The following is a 16,143-nucleotide window of genomic DNA, read 5'->3' as shown; positions in this document are numbered from 1 at the left end:
AACGACCGAATTTGGTGCTCCGGGTGGTAATTGCTTGCGGAAAAATACAAAGGCGAGATAGAACACCGCTCCGTGGTGGACGGTTCACCCTTGAAGGGCAACCCCGACGAGCGGCCGGCGCCGAGGGGGGGGCCTCGCGATGCTGGCAATGGCGCGGTTCTCGACTCCTTCGACGCGTGGATCCGCGGGAGGGCGCAGGTCGGGGCGTGGCGTGAGCTGGGTCGAGCGCTCGACAGCCGAGTAGACGCCGGCGCGGAGCGCCGCGGGGAAGAGCTCGACTACACCGCTCGGTTCTTCGCGCTTCCGGCCGCAACGGACCCAGATGGGCTGTTCATCACTGGCCTCCTCGGCCAGGTCGTGGGGGCAGCGCCGGAGGAGGGGGTGCTCCACCTGCGCTGGGAGCGCTTGCGGGACAGCCCGCCACCGCAGTTCATCGTGAGCTCGAGCAACTGGGTCGGAGGGTTGCCGGCGGTGCTGCAGCTCATCGCGGCGCGCTGGCCTGGACAGAAGCAGGTCACGGCGGAGATCAGCGCGACGTACGTGCTCAAGACTGCCGTGTACAAGCTGGGTGCGGGGATGGAGCTCTCGCCGGAGCGGTCGTCGTGGCAGGGATACCACGCGACGCAGACGGCGGCGGAGTGGCGCGTCGAGCCGCCCAGCGGTCCGGTGAGCCGCGTGTCGCTGGCGCGCATCAGCGCGGAGGAGCTCGTCGTCGCGACGTCCGGGGACCATGAGCTGACCCTCGGGTCGAACCTCGGAGCCGAGCTGGAGGGTGCGGTATGGGAGGGGCTGAGACCGCTCCTCGTGTCGCCGTGACGCCGGCGGGCCCCAGGGCCTCGCGCCGTCCGCCGAACGAGTCGTGGCCTGCCCCGAGGTCGACCCCCGGCGCGCCGCGCCGTCGCGACCCGTATTTCTACCTCATCCGCTGGGCGAGCGAGAGGGCCGAGGTCTGGATGGGCAGGGCCCCGCAGCCGCCCCTGGAGGAGTGCGTCCTCGACCTGAAGCGGCAGGTGGAGCGCCTGCAGGGCCAGATCGACCAGCTCGTCCGTGACGACCCGCGGGCCGCCCGGCGCCAGCTCCTCTCCACCTTGATCGCCTATCTGAGGGAGCACGTCGCGCCCCTGGACGAGGTCGACGCCGTCTTCCTCTGGACCGAGACCGAGCCGCTGCGGATCGTGGTCGTGGTCCGCGACCCGGGAGCGACCGAGCAAGAGCTCTACGATCTCTTGACCAAGTGCCTGTTCTCCTTTCCCGAGCTGGATCTGGATTCCACCGTCCTCTACCGGCGGAACATGCCGGATCTCGCGCCTCCCGCGGGCGCCCTGCGCATCACGCAGGAGGGGTGCCATGGCTGACGAGGCGACCCACCTCTTGCAAGCGGCGCACAACGCCGCGTTCCTGGACGCGCTCGACAAGGAGCGATATCCCGACTGGGCCGTCACGGTTGTGTTCTACGTGGCGCTCCACTACCTGGACGCGTTCCTCGCGCGAAAGGGCCGGATCGAGCCCGCGACGCACGAGAACCGCGAGCGGCTCGCGAAGACGTTCAAGGAGCTGAGGCGGGTGGTCCCGCAGTACTTGCGGCTGAAGAGCGCGAGCGTCCGCGCGCGGTACTATGGCGACAAGCCGTCGGCGCAGGACGTCCAGCGTCTGATCGACTCGCCCCTCTCCGAGCTGAGGAGCCATATCGAGGCGCTGCTCCAGCAGCCATGAGCCGGGCCGAGCGTCGCAGCTCGGGAGCGAGGGTCGCAACATCGCCGATGCGCGGGGGTCATTGCCCCTCCTCGAGCGCGAGTTGCTCCGGTGTACAGAGGATGGGCGGCGAAAGCCGCTCTGGCGGGCCGCTGCTGGCCGCGTGTCGACGGGGGGACGACGTCGCGGGCGAGGGCGCGAGGGGCGGGCGCGCTCGAGGAATGTGCCGCGGCGCATTTGCGTTGAATTTGCCGTGGCGCGGTGCGGTAATCGCCCGAAGGGCCCGCCGGGCGCTCGGACGGCGGGGCCCACGGGCATCATCATGGACAGGCACGCGTGACGGGCGCACGAGACAGCGGCGGGGGTCTCCCGGCGGGCGCGAGCCTCCCGCCCGCGGAGAGCCTCCCGCCCGCGGAGAGCCTCCCGCCCGCGGAGAGCCTCCCGCCCCCCGAGGCGAGCGCCCCCGACGGCGCGCCCGGGGCCGAGCTGCGCTCGGTCGCCGCGGGCGGCGCCACGCTCTGGCTCACGCAGTCGCCCGGGTTCTCGCTGTGGCGCGGCGAGGTGGCCGCGCCGGATCGGCTGCGGATCGAGGGGCGCGACGGGTACCTCCACGAGCTCCGGCTCGAGCCGGTCGGCGTGCTGCGGCTCGGCCGCGCGGAGCGCGTCGGCGACGAGCGCAACGAGCTCGTCTACCCCGACGTCGCCTCGCGGCTCGCGGCCACGCTGCGCCACGACGGCGTGCGCTGGTGGCTGCGCCGCCGCGACGAGTGCAGCGTGCCCGTGCAGGTCGGCGCGCGGCACCTCGCGCGCGGGGAGGAGTCGCCGCTCGTGCACGGCACCTTCGTCTGCGTCGGCGGCATGCGCGCGACGTTCTTCGACCGCCGGTACGCCGCGCTGTCGGTCCCCGCCGGCGCGGTCGACCCGGCGACGGGCCTGCTCGCGCGCGCCGGCCTGGAGCAGGAGTGCGCGTCGCTCCTCGCGCGGAAGGGCCAGGGCGCGCTCGTCCTGCTCCGGCCGATCGGGGCGGGCGCGCCCCCGCGCGCCGCGGCCGCGCTGGTCGCCGTGCACCGGCTCTGGCCGGACCTGCCGGTCGGCGACGCGGACGGCACCGCGGTCCTGCTCGCGCGGGGCGGCGCGGCGGAGGCGGCGGCCGCGGCCCGGCGCGCGCTGGAGGCCGTGGAGGCTGCCGGGCTCGGGCCGTTCGCGTGCGGCACCTTCGCGATCGCCGGGGAGGCGGACGTCGCCGGCCGCGAGGTCGAGCTCGGCCTGCACGCCATCGCCTCGCTCGCGGCGGAGCGCGAGCGGAGCGCCCCCGGGGCGTCCACCCCCGTGACGGAGCTCCGCGACGGCGCGGCGAGCGCGCGCTTCGCCGCGCCGATCGAGGTGCTCGAGGCGTCGCGGAGCGGGCGCCGGGCGACGATCCTGTTCGGCATCGAGGAGCAGAGCGCGCTCGCCGGCGTCGGGCCGCACGTCACCGGCGCCCTCGCGCAGGAGCTCGCGGCGGTCGTCGCGAGCCACGCGGGCGCGGGCGCGCTGATCGCGCCGCTCGCGCCCGGCGTGGTCGCCGCGTGCGTGCCCCGGAAGGCGGATCCGGCGGCGATGGCGAGCGCGGTGCAGTGCGACTGGCACGCCCGGCCCCCGATCCTGGACGGCCGGGTCGAGCACGCGCGGACGCTGTCGTGGGAGCTCCTGCACGGCGCCGACGCGGGCGCGCGGGCGGCGGAGATCGCGCGCGAGTGCGGCGATCCTCACGGGGTGCTCTCGGCGCTGAGCGGCGGCCTGCCGTACCCGATCGCGGGGAGGGTGCGGGCGGCGATCGGGGCGTCGAGCGCGATCGAGCGGGTGAAGATGCTGTTCGACGTGCTCGAGGGCACGTGGCGCTTCATCGCGACGGTGCTCGTGTCGGCCTTCTTCAGCGGCGGCAGCGCGCCGTCCGGGTCGGGGCGCGGCGGCGGCGCGGGCGGGGGGCCCGGCGCGGGCGGCGGTGCCGGCGGGTCTCCTCCCGGGTGGGGCGCGGTGCTCGATTTTTACGGCCGCACGCGCACGCGCGACGGCCTCGCGCTCGGCGCGTGGCGCGAGCTCGCGCGCACGGCCGCGCGGGCGTTCGGGGATCGCGACGATCCGATCGGCTCGATGGCGAGGGAGGTGCTCGACGTCAAGCTGTCGCACAACCAGACGTTCGAGACGCTCTCGAACCTGATGCAGGCCGAGCGCAACCAGTTCGCGCACGGCCATTACACCGAGGCGCGCGCGGCCGCGGATCTGCCCGACTTCGAGCAGATGACCCGCGCGCTCCTGCGAGCGCAGCGGCCGCTCTGCGCGTGGACCCTGGTGACGGTCGAGAAGACCGAGCCGGATCTCTATGGCGATCTCCAGACGGTGGAGTTCATCGACCACACGGGGCCGTTCGCGTCGGGGACGCGGCGGCGCATCGGGCTGAACTCGCCGGTGCGGCTGTCGAACGTGGTCTATCTGGCGCGCTTCCGCGAGGGGTTGATGCTGCCGCTCGAGCCGATGGTGCGGAGGACGCTGCACGAGGATCGGTACGACCTCTACTGGATGGATCACCTGCCGCGACAGGGGGTGTGCCAGATGAGCGCGGTGGTGGCGGGAAAGGCGGTGAAGGCGCCGTGCGATGCGCGGCGGATGCCGCCGCTCCTGCGGGCGATGGTGGGCGCGGCCGGCGGGTGAGGGCATGAGGGCCCCGGGGCGACGGTGCGCGACGGGCTCCGCCTGCGTCAGCGCGCGCGGGCTCCCTTCGGCGCGCGCTCGATCACGCGGGCGAACCCGTCGAGCAGGGCGCGCAAGCCGAGGGTGAACAGCTCATCGAAGTCGAGGCGGAAGCCGCCGGTCCCGGCGAACGCGTCGAGGACGCGCGCGAACGCCGGGTAGCGCCCGGACGCCGCGAGGGCATGAAACTGCGCGACCCGCCCCTCCATCCACTCGTCGTCCGTCATCCCCGTCGCGCTCGTTGCGTCGACCTCGGCCTCCAGGTTCGTCGCGATCCCCTGGAGAAAACCGTGGAGGATGATGTGGAGCTTCATCCGCTCCGCGGCGTCGAGGCCGTGGCCTTCGAGCGCCCGGAGGATCCACTCCGCGTGCGCGATGGCGTTCGGGAGCGGCTCGGGCCGGGTCACGTGGATGACGCGCGCGAGCCAGGGGTGCCGGCGGAAGGCGGCCCACTGGACGCGCGCCGAGACCTCGAGCTGGGCCCGCCAGCCGAGCGGCACCGTCGCCGGCAGCGCCGCCTCGCCGAGCACGGCGTCGGTCATGAGCGAGACGAGCTCCTCCTTGCTCGCGACGTGGCGGTAGAGCGACATCACCGGCGCCCCGAGCTTCGCCGCGACGCCGCGGAGCGACAGCGCGCCGAACCCTTCGGCATCGGCGATCGCGATCGCGGCCTCGACGATCCGCGCGCGCGTGAGCTCGTGCTCGCGCGGGGCCCGCTGGCGGACGTGGGCGACGACGGTGCCGACGCGCGCGACGCCGCGGACGAGGCCGGCGTCGGCGAGCTCCTTGAGCGCGTGGGCCGCGGTCGCGGTGGCGACGTGGTGCGCCCGCGCGAGCTCGCGCGTCGACGGCACCCGATCTCCCGGGCGGAGCTCGCCGGATTCGATCCGGCGCCGGAGCTCGGCGGCGATGCGGCGGTACGGAGGCTCGGCGCCTGTTCGTTCCATGGAGCACCTGTTCTAGTACAGACGGGCCGCGCAGGCATGAGCTTCTGCGCGCGAGCGAGCGGTATATCGAGCGCTGATCTAGCACAAATCCTGGAAATCGACGCGTATGCCTCACACGGCGGTGGCGGAGTCGAGGGCGATGCGCACAGTGTACCGGCATTCTGGTACAGCGTACGCATCTTGGAGGAACCCCGATGAACAGGCCCCATGTCCTCATCTCCGGCGCCGGGATCGCCGGCCCCGCCCTCGCGCTCTGTCTCGACCGCTTCGGCTTCGAGGTCACCGTCGTCGAGCGCGCGCCCGCCCTCCGTGAAGGTGGCCAGGCGGTCGACTTCCGCGGCCCGGTCCACCGCGCCGTCCTCGAGCGGCTCGACCTCTGGGAGCCGATCCACGCCCACCGCACCCGAGCGAGCGCGATCGTCCTCCTCGATCGCGCCGCGAGGCCGCGCGTGACCCTGCCCGCGGTGATGGCGTCGGGGGACGTCGAGATCCTGCGCGGCGACCTCGTGCGCATCCTCTACGAGCGCACACGGCGGGCGGTCGACTACCGCTTCGGGGAGCAGATCACCGGCATCGAGGCGCGCGGCGACCTGGTCGCGGTGGAGTTCGAGCGGGGCGCGCCGGCGACGTTCGATCTCGTGATCGGCGCCGACGGTCTCCACTCGAACGTCCGCGCGCTCGCCTTCGGCGACGAGTCGCGCTACCTCCGTCACCACGGCTACCGGATCGCGACGTTCGCGCTGCCGAACGTCCTCGATGGGGCGCGCGAGGCGCAGATCTTCAGCGTCCCCGGGCGCTCGGTCGGGGTATTTCCGACCTCTCCGGAGGAGGCGCGCGCGCTCCTCATCCACGCGGGGGGGCCGCTGACGCGCGCCGAGCGCCGCGACGGCGGCGAGCTGAAGCGGTCGCTCCGCCAGACCTTTGCCGGCATGTCCTGGGTGGTGCCTCGGGTCCTCGACGCGCTCGACCACGCGCCCGATCTCTACGTCGACGGGATCGCCACCGTCCACGTGGAGAGCTATTCCAAGGGGCGAGTCGCGCTGCTCGGCGACGCGGCTTACGGCGGCACGCTCGGCGGACAGGGGACCTCGCTCGCCATCGTCGGCGCGTACGTCCTCGCGGGCGAGCTCGCCCGCGCCGGCGATCCCGGCGCCGCCTTCGCGCGTTACGAATCGATGCTCCGCCCCTACGCGACGGGATGCCAGTCCGGCGCGCGGCGCGCCGGCTCGTTCTTCGCCCCGCGGACCAGCGCCGGCCTGTGGCTCCGCAACACCCTCTATGGCGTGCTCACGGGGCCGCGGTTGGTCGGCCTCTTCGAGCGCCTGGTGAAAGACGCAGCGACCGACTTCGTGCTCCCCGAGGATGCAGTCCGGCAGGCGCCCGGGGGGCGGGCGCTCGCGAGCTCTTGACCGGGCCTTCGGCACCGTCCTGTCGTTCACGTTGGCGATGGGAAGCAACGCGCCCGACCGGGAGGTCGCGGTAGGGGGCGAGCCCGGCGACTACCGCATTGCGTCGCGGAGCGTCGGCGAACCGTGGCCATTCCGGTGAGCGCGTCATCCCCTGCGCGAGCAGGGAACGACGCCGGTCATGGATCGACTCCGGCGTCCGCTCGCCGCCACGCCGCCCCCCCGCGCAGCGTTTTGCGGGATCCGGCAAAACCCTGACGCAAGAACGCGCGACCCCCTTCGCCAACTTGCGTACAACCCGCGCACCAGGCCGGACATTCCCAGGACGTTTCATGGCACACACGGTGCTTTCAGCTGCGCCGGGCGTCCCGGCAGCGACGAAGCCGCCCCGAGCCGCCGCAGCCCCGGGGGACTGCGGCGCTCGTCTTAAGTCGATCATCCTTGGACAAGGAGAGGCCATGGCACAGCGGTTTGATGCACGCGCAGGCGCGTGCGGATCGATGGTCATCGCGCTGGCATTGGGAGCTTCCGCGTGCGACGCGGACAAGGGGGGTTCCACAGCGAGAGAATCGGTCGAGAGCGGATCCATCCAGGCCGCGCTCACCGTCGGCGGCGCGCGGCACGACGTCACCGCCGTCCACTACAAGGTCGTGAGCGCGAGCAGCTCGTGCAGCGATTCGGCCATCGCCGAGACCACGAGCCCCCTCGAAGAGGAAGCGCTCCCCGGCGGCGCGCTCCCCCCGGGCTCGGGCACCCACGCCGGCGCCGACGGCCTGTTCGTGGTGCCGCCCGGCGACTACCGCGTCTGCGCGACCCCGATGGGCAACGCCGGACCGTCCGTCGAGTGCGGGCCCGCCGAGGGGATCGCGACCGTCATCTCCGAGGCCACGACCGAGCTCTTCCTCGTCTCCCAGTGCCTCGGGGCGGGCAACGGCGGGCTCGACCCGGTGGTCGCGCTGAACGATCCGCCGGCGTTCCAGGACCTCGACGTCGTGCCGAGCAAGTTCATCACCCAGTGCGAGACGGCCACGATCACCGCGGTCGCGGAGGATCCCGACGGCGACGCGATCTCGTACACGTGGGAGCTGGCCGCCGGCGCCGGCTCGATCTCCGGCGACGGCAACACCGCGACCTTCTCGCCGGACGGCCCCGGCGACGTCACCGTGCGGGTGAGGGCGACGGACGCGCTGGGCGGCAGCTCCTCGCTGACCTTCCCCATCCACGTCTCGGCCTCGGACTGCGGCTCGACGGACTGCCAGGTCTTCGGCTCCGACGCCTTCGGATACGTCGGCTGCTCGCGCGTCGAGGAGGTCCCGTCGTGCGATGACATCTCGTTCACCGGAAACCTCGCCTGCAACGAGGACGACTGCCTCAGCAGCGTCCCGCTCCCCTTCGCGTTCAATTACTACGGGACCCCGCAGTCGACCGTGAGCATCGTGTCGAACGGCAAGCTCGGCTTCCCGGGCACGACGTCCTACAGCAACAGCTGTACCCTCGAGCCGCAGACCATCGCGCCGTTCTGGGACGACCTTTACCCGCCGATCGGCAACGTCTGGTACGCGACGCTGGGCACGGCCCCGTCGCGCCGCTTCGTCGTGCAGTGGCTGACTCCGCACATCGAGGGCGGCGACCAGCTGGACATCCGCGCGGTGCTGTTCGAGGGCTCGAACGACATCCGCTTCTGCTACGCGAACACCGCGGTCAACAACCCGCCTGTCGATCACGGCGCGAGCGCGACCGCCGGGATCTCGGGCGATACGAGCAGCCTCGTGTACTCGTGCCAGAGCCCGGCGCTCACGAACGGCCTGGCCCTCGAGTTCGATTACCCGAGCGGCTCCGAGACGTGCAGCGACGGTATCCAGAACCAGGGTGAGACCGGCGTCGACTGCGGCGGCCCCTGCGCGCCCTGCGGTGGCACCACGGTCGAGTTCTCGGAGCAGTTCAGACAAGGCGAGTGGCCGACCGACCAGTGCGGCGCCTGGGACACGTTCCGCGCGTCGCTCACGGGCACGTACTCGTCCGTCACGCTCCGCGGCAGCCTGGACCCCGACGGCGTGACCTGCACGGGCGCGGCGGCGAACAGGCTCTGCCAGGCGCTCCACAGCGGGACGCCCACCGGGCCGATCATGTGCGACGGCCGGACCTGGACCGTCGGGACCAACTGCGGCCCCGACGGGGTGGTCGAGCTCACCGCGGACGGCGCGGAGTGCAGCTGCGGCAGCAGGTACGCCGCGCGGCCGTGCATCGGCAACGAGAACTGGGGCGGCGTGGGCAGCGACTCCTGCTTCCCGCCGAGCCAGACGATCTCGGTCGTGTGCGAGGGCGAGGGCGGCGCCGGCCCGACGTGCGACGACGGCATCCAGAACCAGGGCGAGACGGGCGTCGACTGCGGCGGCCCCTGCGCGCCCTGCGGCGGCGCCACGGTCGAGTTCTCGGAGCAGTTCACTCAGGGCTCGACGTCAACCGAGCAGTGCGGCGCCTGGGACGCGTTCCGCGCGTCGCTCACGGGCTCGTACTCGTTCGTGACGATCCGCGGCAGCCAGGACCCGGGGGGGGTGACCTGCACGGGCGCGGCGGCGAACACGCTCTGCCAGGCGCTCCACGACGGGACGCCCACCGGGCCGATCATGTGCGACGGCCGGACCTGGGCGGTCGGCACGGAGTGCGGCCCCCCCGGCGTGGTCGAGATCACCGCGAACGGCGATACGTGCATGTGCAGCGACGGGTACACAGCGCGGCCGTGCATCGGCAACGAGAACTGGGGCGGTGTCGCCGGCGCCACCTGCTGGGCGCCGAGCCAGACGATCTCGGTCCTGTGCGGCGGCGAGGGGGGCGCCGTCCCCACGTGCGATGACGGCATCCAGAACCAGGGCGAGACGGGCGTCGACTGCGGCGGCCCCTGCGCGCCCTGCGGCGGCACCACGGTCGAGTTCTCGGAGCAGTTCACCCAGGGCCAGACGCCGGTCGCGCAGTGCGGCGCCTGGGACGCGTTCCGCGCGTCGCTCACGGGCTCGTACTCGTCCGTCACCCTTCGCGGCAGCAGGGATCCCGACGGGGTGACCTGCACGGGCGCGGCGGCGAACACGCTCTGCCAGGCGCTCCACGACGGGACGCCCACCGGGCCGATCGAGTGCGACGGCCGGACCTGGACCGTCGGCACGGACTGCGGTCCGCCCGGCGCGGTCGAGCTCACCGCGGACGGCTTCGAGTGCAACTGCAGCAGCTCGTACGTCGCGCGTCCGTGCGTCGGCATGGAGGCCTGGGGTGGGGTGGGCACCGACTCCTGCTTCCCGCCGAGCCAGACGATCTCGGTCGTGTGCGCGGGCGAGGGCGGCGCCGCCCCGACGTGCGACGACGGCATCCGGAACCAGGGCGAGACGGGCGTCGACTGCGGCGGCCCCTGCGCGCCCTGCGACAGCGGCCTGTGCGATGCGGCGACCGAGGTCGAGTTTGGCGGGCGCTGCTACTACCTGGATGGCTCGGGCGCGTCGTGCCAGCCCGGCTACACGCTGGCTCCGCAGAGCGTGCTGACCAGCATCGCGGCCCGGTTCGTGGGCAAGACGTACAAGACCCAACCGTCGAGCAACTGCTGCATCGCGCACAGCGAGCAATCGACCGAGCTCCAGGACTGGGGCATGGATTGGGGTGCTTGCAACGCGCCAGGCCCGTTCACGACAGGCCCCATGCTGGGGGGCGCCGGCTGCTCCGACGTGCTGATCGAGAGCTCGACCCAGCTCACGCTGTGCATGAGCCTGTGAGCGGCTCGTGACCGGCTGACGCGCGGCAGAAGGCGGCGCGGGGCCTCCGGGCGCCGCGCCGCTTCCGACGCCGCCGCGCCGATCATCGTTCGGAACGCGACGAACGCATCGACGCGATCATGAAGGGCTCCGGTGAAGGTCGTCTTTGACACGTCGGTGCTCGCCGCGGCCCTGGTCGCCTCGCACCGGGATCATGCGCGCGCCATGGTGTGGCTGAGCTCACCTCAGCGGGCCACGCCGGCGGCCTCGAACACGCCCCGGTACGCCTCGTCCACCCCGATGTCGCACCCCACCGACGAGAGCGCAGCGCGATCGCCGGGGCCATAGACCCGGAGCACCCAGCTCCCGTCGGCCTGGCGCGCGAAGACCTCGATGCGCGGCGCCTTCTGCGACGCGAGGACGACCTCCCGGATCGACGCCACGGTCTGGTAATGCGCGAACTTGTCGCCGCGGTCGTACGCCTCGCTCGAATCGGAGAGCACCTCGATCACGAGGACCGGATTCAGGAGCGTGTCGCGCCGCTCGTCCTCGAACTCGGGGCGGCCGCAGACGACGGACCCGTCCGGGTAGACGTAGCGATCCGCGGAGGGGATCTTGATGCGCATGTCGGAATTCAGCGCGATGCACCCGCCCTCGCCCAGCGCGTTGCCGAGCAGCCGGCCGATGTTCGCGGCGACCGCGCTGTGCTCGAAGGTGCCGCCGGACATCGCGAAGATCTCGCCGCCGGCGTACTCGTGCCTCCCCTCCGATGCGCGCTCGAGCTCGAGGTACTCCTCCGGCGAGAGCTTCCGTCGCGGTGCCGCCACGCCCATGTGCGACAGTGTCGCGTGGCGGGCCGGAGATGTCCACGTGCAGCCGGGCGAGCCGCCGCGGGAGCGCCGGGGCGCAGGGAGCGGGACCGTCCACCTCTCCCGCCGCTTTTGATACCGTCGTTCCGCGATGGACCGCACGCTCGTCGACGAGGGCAGCTCCTCCCGCGATCCGGGCGTCGTGCCGCTGCCCCCGGGCGGGCTCGCGCACGTCCCCGGCGACGTGCTCGACCGCCGCTACCGGCTCCGCGTCCGGCTCGGCCGCGGCGGCTTCGGCGACGTGTGGCGCGCCGAGGAGCTCCTGCCCGACGGCGCCCCGTTCCGCGAGGTCGCCCTCAAGCTCCTCGTCTCGGACTTCGCCGACGCCGCGGACTGGGCCGACGAGGCCAAGCTCCTCGCCTCGTTCCGGCACCCCTCGCTCGTCACGATCTACGCCGCCGGTATCCTCCACGGCGCCCCGAGGACCCCGTTCGTCTCGATGGAGCTCCTCGAGGGCAGGAACCTCGCCGACCTGATCCGCTACCGCCGCCGCATCCCCTGGCGCCGCGTCGTCGCCTGGGCCCGCGACGTCGCCGGCGCGCTCGACGTCATCCACGCGCGCGGCGTCGTCCACCTCGACCTCAAGCCCGCCAACCTGTTCCTCACCCAGGACGGCGCCCTCAAGGTCCTCGACTTCGGCATCTCGCGGCGCGCAGGCCCCTCGCCCGGCGGCCCCCTGTCGCGCGCCCCCGGCGCGCCCCCGGCCGTCAGCGTCGGCGGCGGCAGCGGCCGCGTCGCCGGCAGCGACGGCGCCGGCGGCGGCAGCGGCGGCAGCGGCGGCAGCGACGGCGACCTCGGCACCGCCGCCTTCCTCGCCGAGCGCGACGTCTACGCCTCCACCCGCCGCGCCTTCGTCGGCGCGGACAGCCCCGCCGCCGCGCGCAACGTCATCGGCACGCCCGGCTTCATGGCCCCCGAGGTGCTCGAGATGGCCGAGCCCTCCGCCGCCACCGACGCCTACGCGCTCGCCGTCTGCATCGCGCAGCTCACGACCGGGCGCCTCCCGCACGACGTGCCCGACGAGCCGGCCGACGGCTCCGACGCGGCGAGCGTCTCCGCCTGGTGGACCGAGCTCCGCGCCGCGACCCTGCGCGGCGCCATGCGCGACCTCGCGGCCGACCCGGCGCGCCTGCCGCGCGGCCTGCTCGCGCTCCTCCGGCGCCTGCTCTCGGTCGACCCCGCGCACCGGCGCGTCGCGCCGGGGCGGCTGAAGCAGCTGCTCGACGAGGTCTGGGAGCGCCCCCACGGCGTCCCGGACCGGCCGTACAAGGGGCTCGCCCCCCTCTCGGCCACCGACGAGGGGCTCCTGTTCGGGCGCGACGACGACCTCGCGCGCCTCGGGCGCGAGCTCGAGTTCGAGCCGTGCCTCGTCCTCCAGGGGCCCCGCGGCTCCGGCAAGTCGTCGCTCGCCTCCGCCGGCCTCGTGCCCCGCCTCGCCCGCCGCCACGCCGACCACAAGGACGACTGGATCGAGGCGCGCGTCAGCCCCGAAGGCGACCCGGACGGCGCCCTCGCCCGCGCGCTCGCCGCCGTCTCGCCCGAGCTCGAGACCGCCGACCTCGCCGCGCTCACCCGGTTCTGCATGGCGTCCGCCGTCGGGGTCGCGCTCGTCGTCGACCCGATCGCGCCCCTCGGCGACGGGCGGCTCGCCGCCCTCGTGGGCGCGCTCGCGACCGGCGAGGCCCGGCGCGGGCTCCGGCTCATCGGCGTGCTCGACGAGGCCGACGAGCGCGCCGCCGCCCTCCTCGCCACGCCGGCCGGCGAGGGCCTCCGCGCGGCGCTGCGCTACGTGGGGCTGCCCGCCGCCGCCGCCGTGAAGGACCTCGTCGCCGGCCCCGCCAGGCTCGCCGGCGCCGAGGTGCGCGGCCTCGCCCAGGTCGAGGCCGAGGTGCAGCGCGAGCTCCGGAGCGGCGGCGCCGCCCTGTCGTTCGTGGCGCTCGCCCTCGCGGACTGGTGGGCGACCGCGCGCGACGAGCGCGGCGCCCTCACCGGCGAGGCGTGGCGAGCGCTCGGCGGCGTGCGCGGCGCCCTCGCGCGGCACGCCGACGCCGCCGCCCTGGCCCTCACCCCGGAGGACCGCGCGATCGCCGACGAGGCGCTGCTCCGCCTCGGCGCCGTGGACGGCTCGCGCGTCCGCTGGGTCGAGGCGGAGCTCGTCGAGGCCGTGGGCGCCCCGCCCGCCGACATGGACCGGGTCCTCGGCGCCCTCGAGCGCGCGCGCCTGCTCGTCCGCCGCGACCTTCGGGTCGAGCTCGCCCACGAGGCGCTCGTCGCGGGCTGGCCGCAGCTCGCGTCCACCCGCGCGCTGCACATGGACCGGCTCATCCTGCTCGAGCGCCTCCGCGAGGCCGCCGACGTGTGGGATCGCTCCGGCGAGAACCCCGATTTCCTGCTGCGGCGCGACCTGCTCGACCAGGTGAGCGCGGGCGCCGCCTTCGCCTCGCGGCTGCCGCGGCGCGAGCAGGCCCTCGTGCGCGAGAGCCTCCGGCGCGCCCGCCGCCAGCGCGCCAAGAAGCTCGGCGCGGCCGCGGCGCTCGGGCTCGCCGCCGCGTCGGCGTTCGCGGCGGAGCGGTGGGCCTCGGCGCGCCAGGCGAGCGCCGAGGCGGCGCGCCGCGCGGCCGAGGAGCGCGCCGACCTCGCCGAGCTCATCGGCAAGGCGCGCCGCACCGAGGACCCGTACCACCGCGCCGCGTGGATCGCCGCGGCGCTCTCCCGGCGCGCGGACGACGCGGCGCTGCCGCTCGACCTCGCGACCGCGGCCATGGACCTGCCGCGCGCGCACTTCCTGACGGTCGACACCGTGGTGGGGCCGGCGCTGCCGTGGGACGATCGCTGGGTCGTCGCCGGCGGCCCCGGCGGCGCCCTGCTCGTCGCCGACCTGCGCCCGCCCGACCCGGACGTCATCGACGACGTCGCGCTCGACGTCGACCCGGAGAGCGTCCCGCGCATCAAAACGCCGCGCGTGATCGCGCTCAGGCCGCACGACGCGCCGCACGTCGAGCGCGTGCCGTTCGCGTTCGACACGGCGGTGGCGACGCGCTCGGTCACGGGCGAGGTCCGCGTCTTCCGGCTGCGGGAGGACGGCACGGTCGCGCTCGCCGCCATCGCGCCGGTGCGGTGCAGCAGCGCCGTGCACGCGGCCGAGGCGGCGCCCGTGCTCGCCTGCTCGACCGACGGCGGGATCGCGCGCTGGGACTTGCGGCGCGGCGGCGGCGCCGGCGCGGTCGACCGCCACCCGTTCCGCGGCAACGTGCTCGGCGTCTCGCCCGACGGCGCCCGCGTGGCGGCGGTGCTCGGGCGCCGGGCGCTGCTCTGGGGGCCGGAGGGCGGCGCGGGCGCCGAGATCACCCTGGGCGCGCCCGCCGTGCTCGGGCGCTTCAGCCCGCGCGATCCCGCGATCGCGCTCGTGCAGCAGAGCAGGACGTCGATCTACGCCTTCGACCGGCCCGAGGCGCCGCTGCTCGAGCTCGACACCGACCCGGCGCCCGCGTCGGCGCGCTGGGACGCGGGCGGGCTCGATCTGGGCGTCTGCGGCGGCGGCGGCAGCGTCTGGCACTACCTCCGGAAGGGCGGCCGCGCCCCGGGCGATCCGCCGCCCGAGGGCTCGCCGTGCGAGGCGCCCCCGGGCCAGCGCGCGCCGCGGCCGCTGCGCGCGCGCGGCGAGGCGGCCGACATCGCCGACCGCGGCGTCGGCCCGCACGGGCTCGTCGGCGGGTGGCGGCTGCCGGACCGCCGCGTGCTCACGCGCGACCTCATCCTGTTCAGCCCGGGCCCGCCCGCCGCGGAGCGCTTCCTCCGGTTCGAGGGGCTCGACCCGGCGGGCGGCGCGGAGGTCCGCGAGCCGGGCGCCTCGGCCGCCGCGGTGCTGCGGCGCGGGAGCGCGGTGGCCTTCCAGATCGGCGGCGAGGTGCGCCTCTACGACGAGGGGTCGCGGCGCCGCGCGGGCGCGCAGCGGGGCCACCTGCTGCGCGCCTGCGACGACGGCCGCCTGCTCGCGTACCGCAAGGACGAGGGGGTGTGGACGCTGTTCGACGCGGCGACCGGGGCGACCGTCGAGGCGGTGCCGAGGGCGCCCGCGCTCGTGCTCGGCGTCGACGCCGCCTGCCGGACGCTGTTCACGCAGGAGCTCGACGGCAACCTCGTCGCGATGTCGCTCCGCGACCTCTCGTCGCGCACGATCGCGGTGACCGACGGCTACGTCTACGAGGCGCGCCCGAGCCCCGCGCGCGGCGGCGTCGGCCCGGGGCTGTGGCTCGCGTTCAGCTCGGGCGCGGTGGCGCGCATCGACGAGGCGCGGGGGGAGGTGCGGGTGCTCGGGTACGCGACGCCGCGGGCGACCGCGATCGCCGACGGCCCGCTGCCGGGCGACGTCGCGTTCGCGGACGCGACCGGCGTCGTCCTGGTCCGCCGCGCCGGCCTCGCGGAGCGGGTGCTCGAGGGCATGAGCGGCGCGGAGTGGGAGGACCTCTCCGTGGCGCCGGACGGCAGGACGATGCTGCTCGCGTCGGCGGATCGGATCGCGGTGCTCGACCTGGAGCGGCGCGAGATCGTCGGCGCCATGCCGTCGGACGGCCGTGAGCGGCTCGCGGCGTGGGACGCCGACGGCTCGGTGCTCTCCTGGTCGTTCGGCCGCGTGGGCGGGCCGGTCGGCGTCGTGGTGCCCCGGGGGCTGCCGCTGGCCCAGCGCGTGGGCGAGGCGGTGTCGAACCTCAGGGCCGAGGGCAAGCGGCTCGTGGCGCGCCACGAATGACCGTGACCCGCG

9 protein-coding genes are annotated in these 16,143 nt (G+C 74.7%); 7 read left to right on the top strand and 2 right to left on the bottom strand.

What is annotated here, in order from left to right; translation table 11 throughout:
* Positions 1 to 72 precede the first annotated feature (72 nt).
* The 4 genes from WMF20_RS31035 (at position 73) to WMF20_RS31020 (ending at position 4,383) form a co-directional block, all read left to right on the top strand.
* On the top strand, positions 73 to 816 hold the full coding sequence (locus WMF20_RS31035; protein WP_437605490.1) for a hypothetical protein: 744 nt from the start codon (positions 73 to 75) through the stop codon (positions 814 to 816).
* Entirely contained in the window at positions 780 to 1,355 is a 576-nt protein-coding gene (locus WMF20_RS31030; protein ID WP_437605489.1) for a hypothetical protein, read from the top strand. The genes WMF20_RS31035 and WMF20_RS31030 overlap by 37 nt, the downstream gene beginning before the upstream one ends.
* Positions 1,348 to 1,713 carry a HEPN domain-containing protein gene (locus tag WMF20_RS31025; protein WP_129577785.1) on the top strand — a complete coding sequence of 122 codons (366 nt, stop codon included), beginning with the start codon at positions 1,348 to 1,350 and terminating at the stop codon, positions 1,711 to 1,713. Before WMF20_RS31030 ends, WMF20_RS31025 begins: the two co-directional genes overlap by 8 nt.
* A 315-nt stretch (positions 1,714 to 2,028) precedes the next feature.
* On the top strand, positions 2,029 to 4,383 hold the full coding sequence (locus WMF20_RS31020; RefSeq protein WP_437605488.1) for a hypothetical protein: 2,355 nt from the start codon (positions 2,029 to 2,031) through the stop codon (positions 4,381 to 4,383).
* 47 nt (positions 4,384 to 4,430) lie between these two features.
* Here WMF20_RS31020 and WMF20_RS31015 read toward each other — a convergent pair whose 3' ends face one another.
* Complete coding sequence (locus tag WMF20_RS31015) at positions 4,431 to 5,369, bottom strand: TetR/AcrR family transcriptional regulator C-terminal domain-containing protein (protein ID WP_437605487.1); 939 nt, start codon at positions 5,367 to 5,369, stop codon at positions 4,431 to 4,433.
* A 194-nt stretch (positions 5,370 to 5,563) separates the two neighbouring features.
* Here WMF20_RS31015 and WMF20_RS31010 point away from each other — a divergent pair, with 194 nt between their 5' ends.
* Together WMF20_RS31010 and WMF20_RS31005 are read left to right on the top strand one after the other, a co-directional pair.
* Positions 5,564 to 6,778, top strand: coding sequence for an FAD-dependent monooxygenase (locus tag WMF20_RS31010; protein ID WP_437605486.1), 1,215 nt, complete (start codon positions 5,564 to 5,566; stop codon positions 6,776 to 6,778).
* A gap of 455 nt (positions 6,779 to 7,233) precedes the next feature.
* Complete coding sequence (locus WMF20_RS31005) at positions 7,234 to 10,533, top strand: PKD domain-containing protein (RefSeq protein WP_437605485.1); 3,300 nt, start codon at positions 7,234 to 7,236, stop codon at positions 10,531 to 10,533.
* Between the two features lie 224 nt (positions 10,534 to 10,757).
* On the opposite strand, the gene WMF20_RS31000 is transcribed toward WMF20_RS31005, so the two are convergent.
* Positions 10,758 to 11,345, bottom strand: coding sequence for a Uma2 family endonuclease (locus WMF20_RS31000; protein ID WP_129577778.1), 588 nt, complete (start codon positions 11,343 to 11,345; stop codon positions 10,758 to 10,760).
* Between the two features lie 127 nt (positions 11,346 to 11,472).
* On the opposite strand from WMF20_RS31000, the gene WMF20_RS30995 reads away from it, so the two are divergent.
* Positions 11,473 to 16,131: an nSTAND1 domain-containing NTPase gene (locus tag WMF20_RS30995; protein WP_437605484.1), complete on the top strand. Its 4,659-nt coding sequence runs from the start codon at positions 11,473 to 11,475 to the stop codon at positions 16,129 to 16,131.
* Positions 16,132 to 16,143: the final 12 nt, after the last annotated feature.

The sequence above is a fragment of the Sorangium sp. So ce834 genome (assembly GCF_051521425.1).
GTDB lineage: Bacteria > Myxococcota_A > Polyangia > Polyangiales > Polyangiaceae > Sorangium > Sorangium cellulosum_D.
The sequence above is the reverse complement of the archived record's forward strand: the minus strand, read 5'-3'. Positions and strand labels throughout refer to the sequence as shown.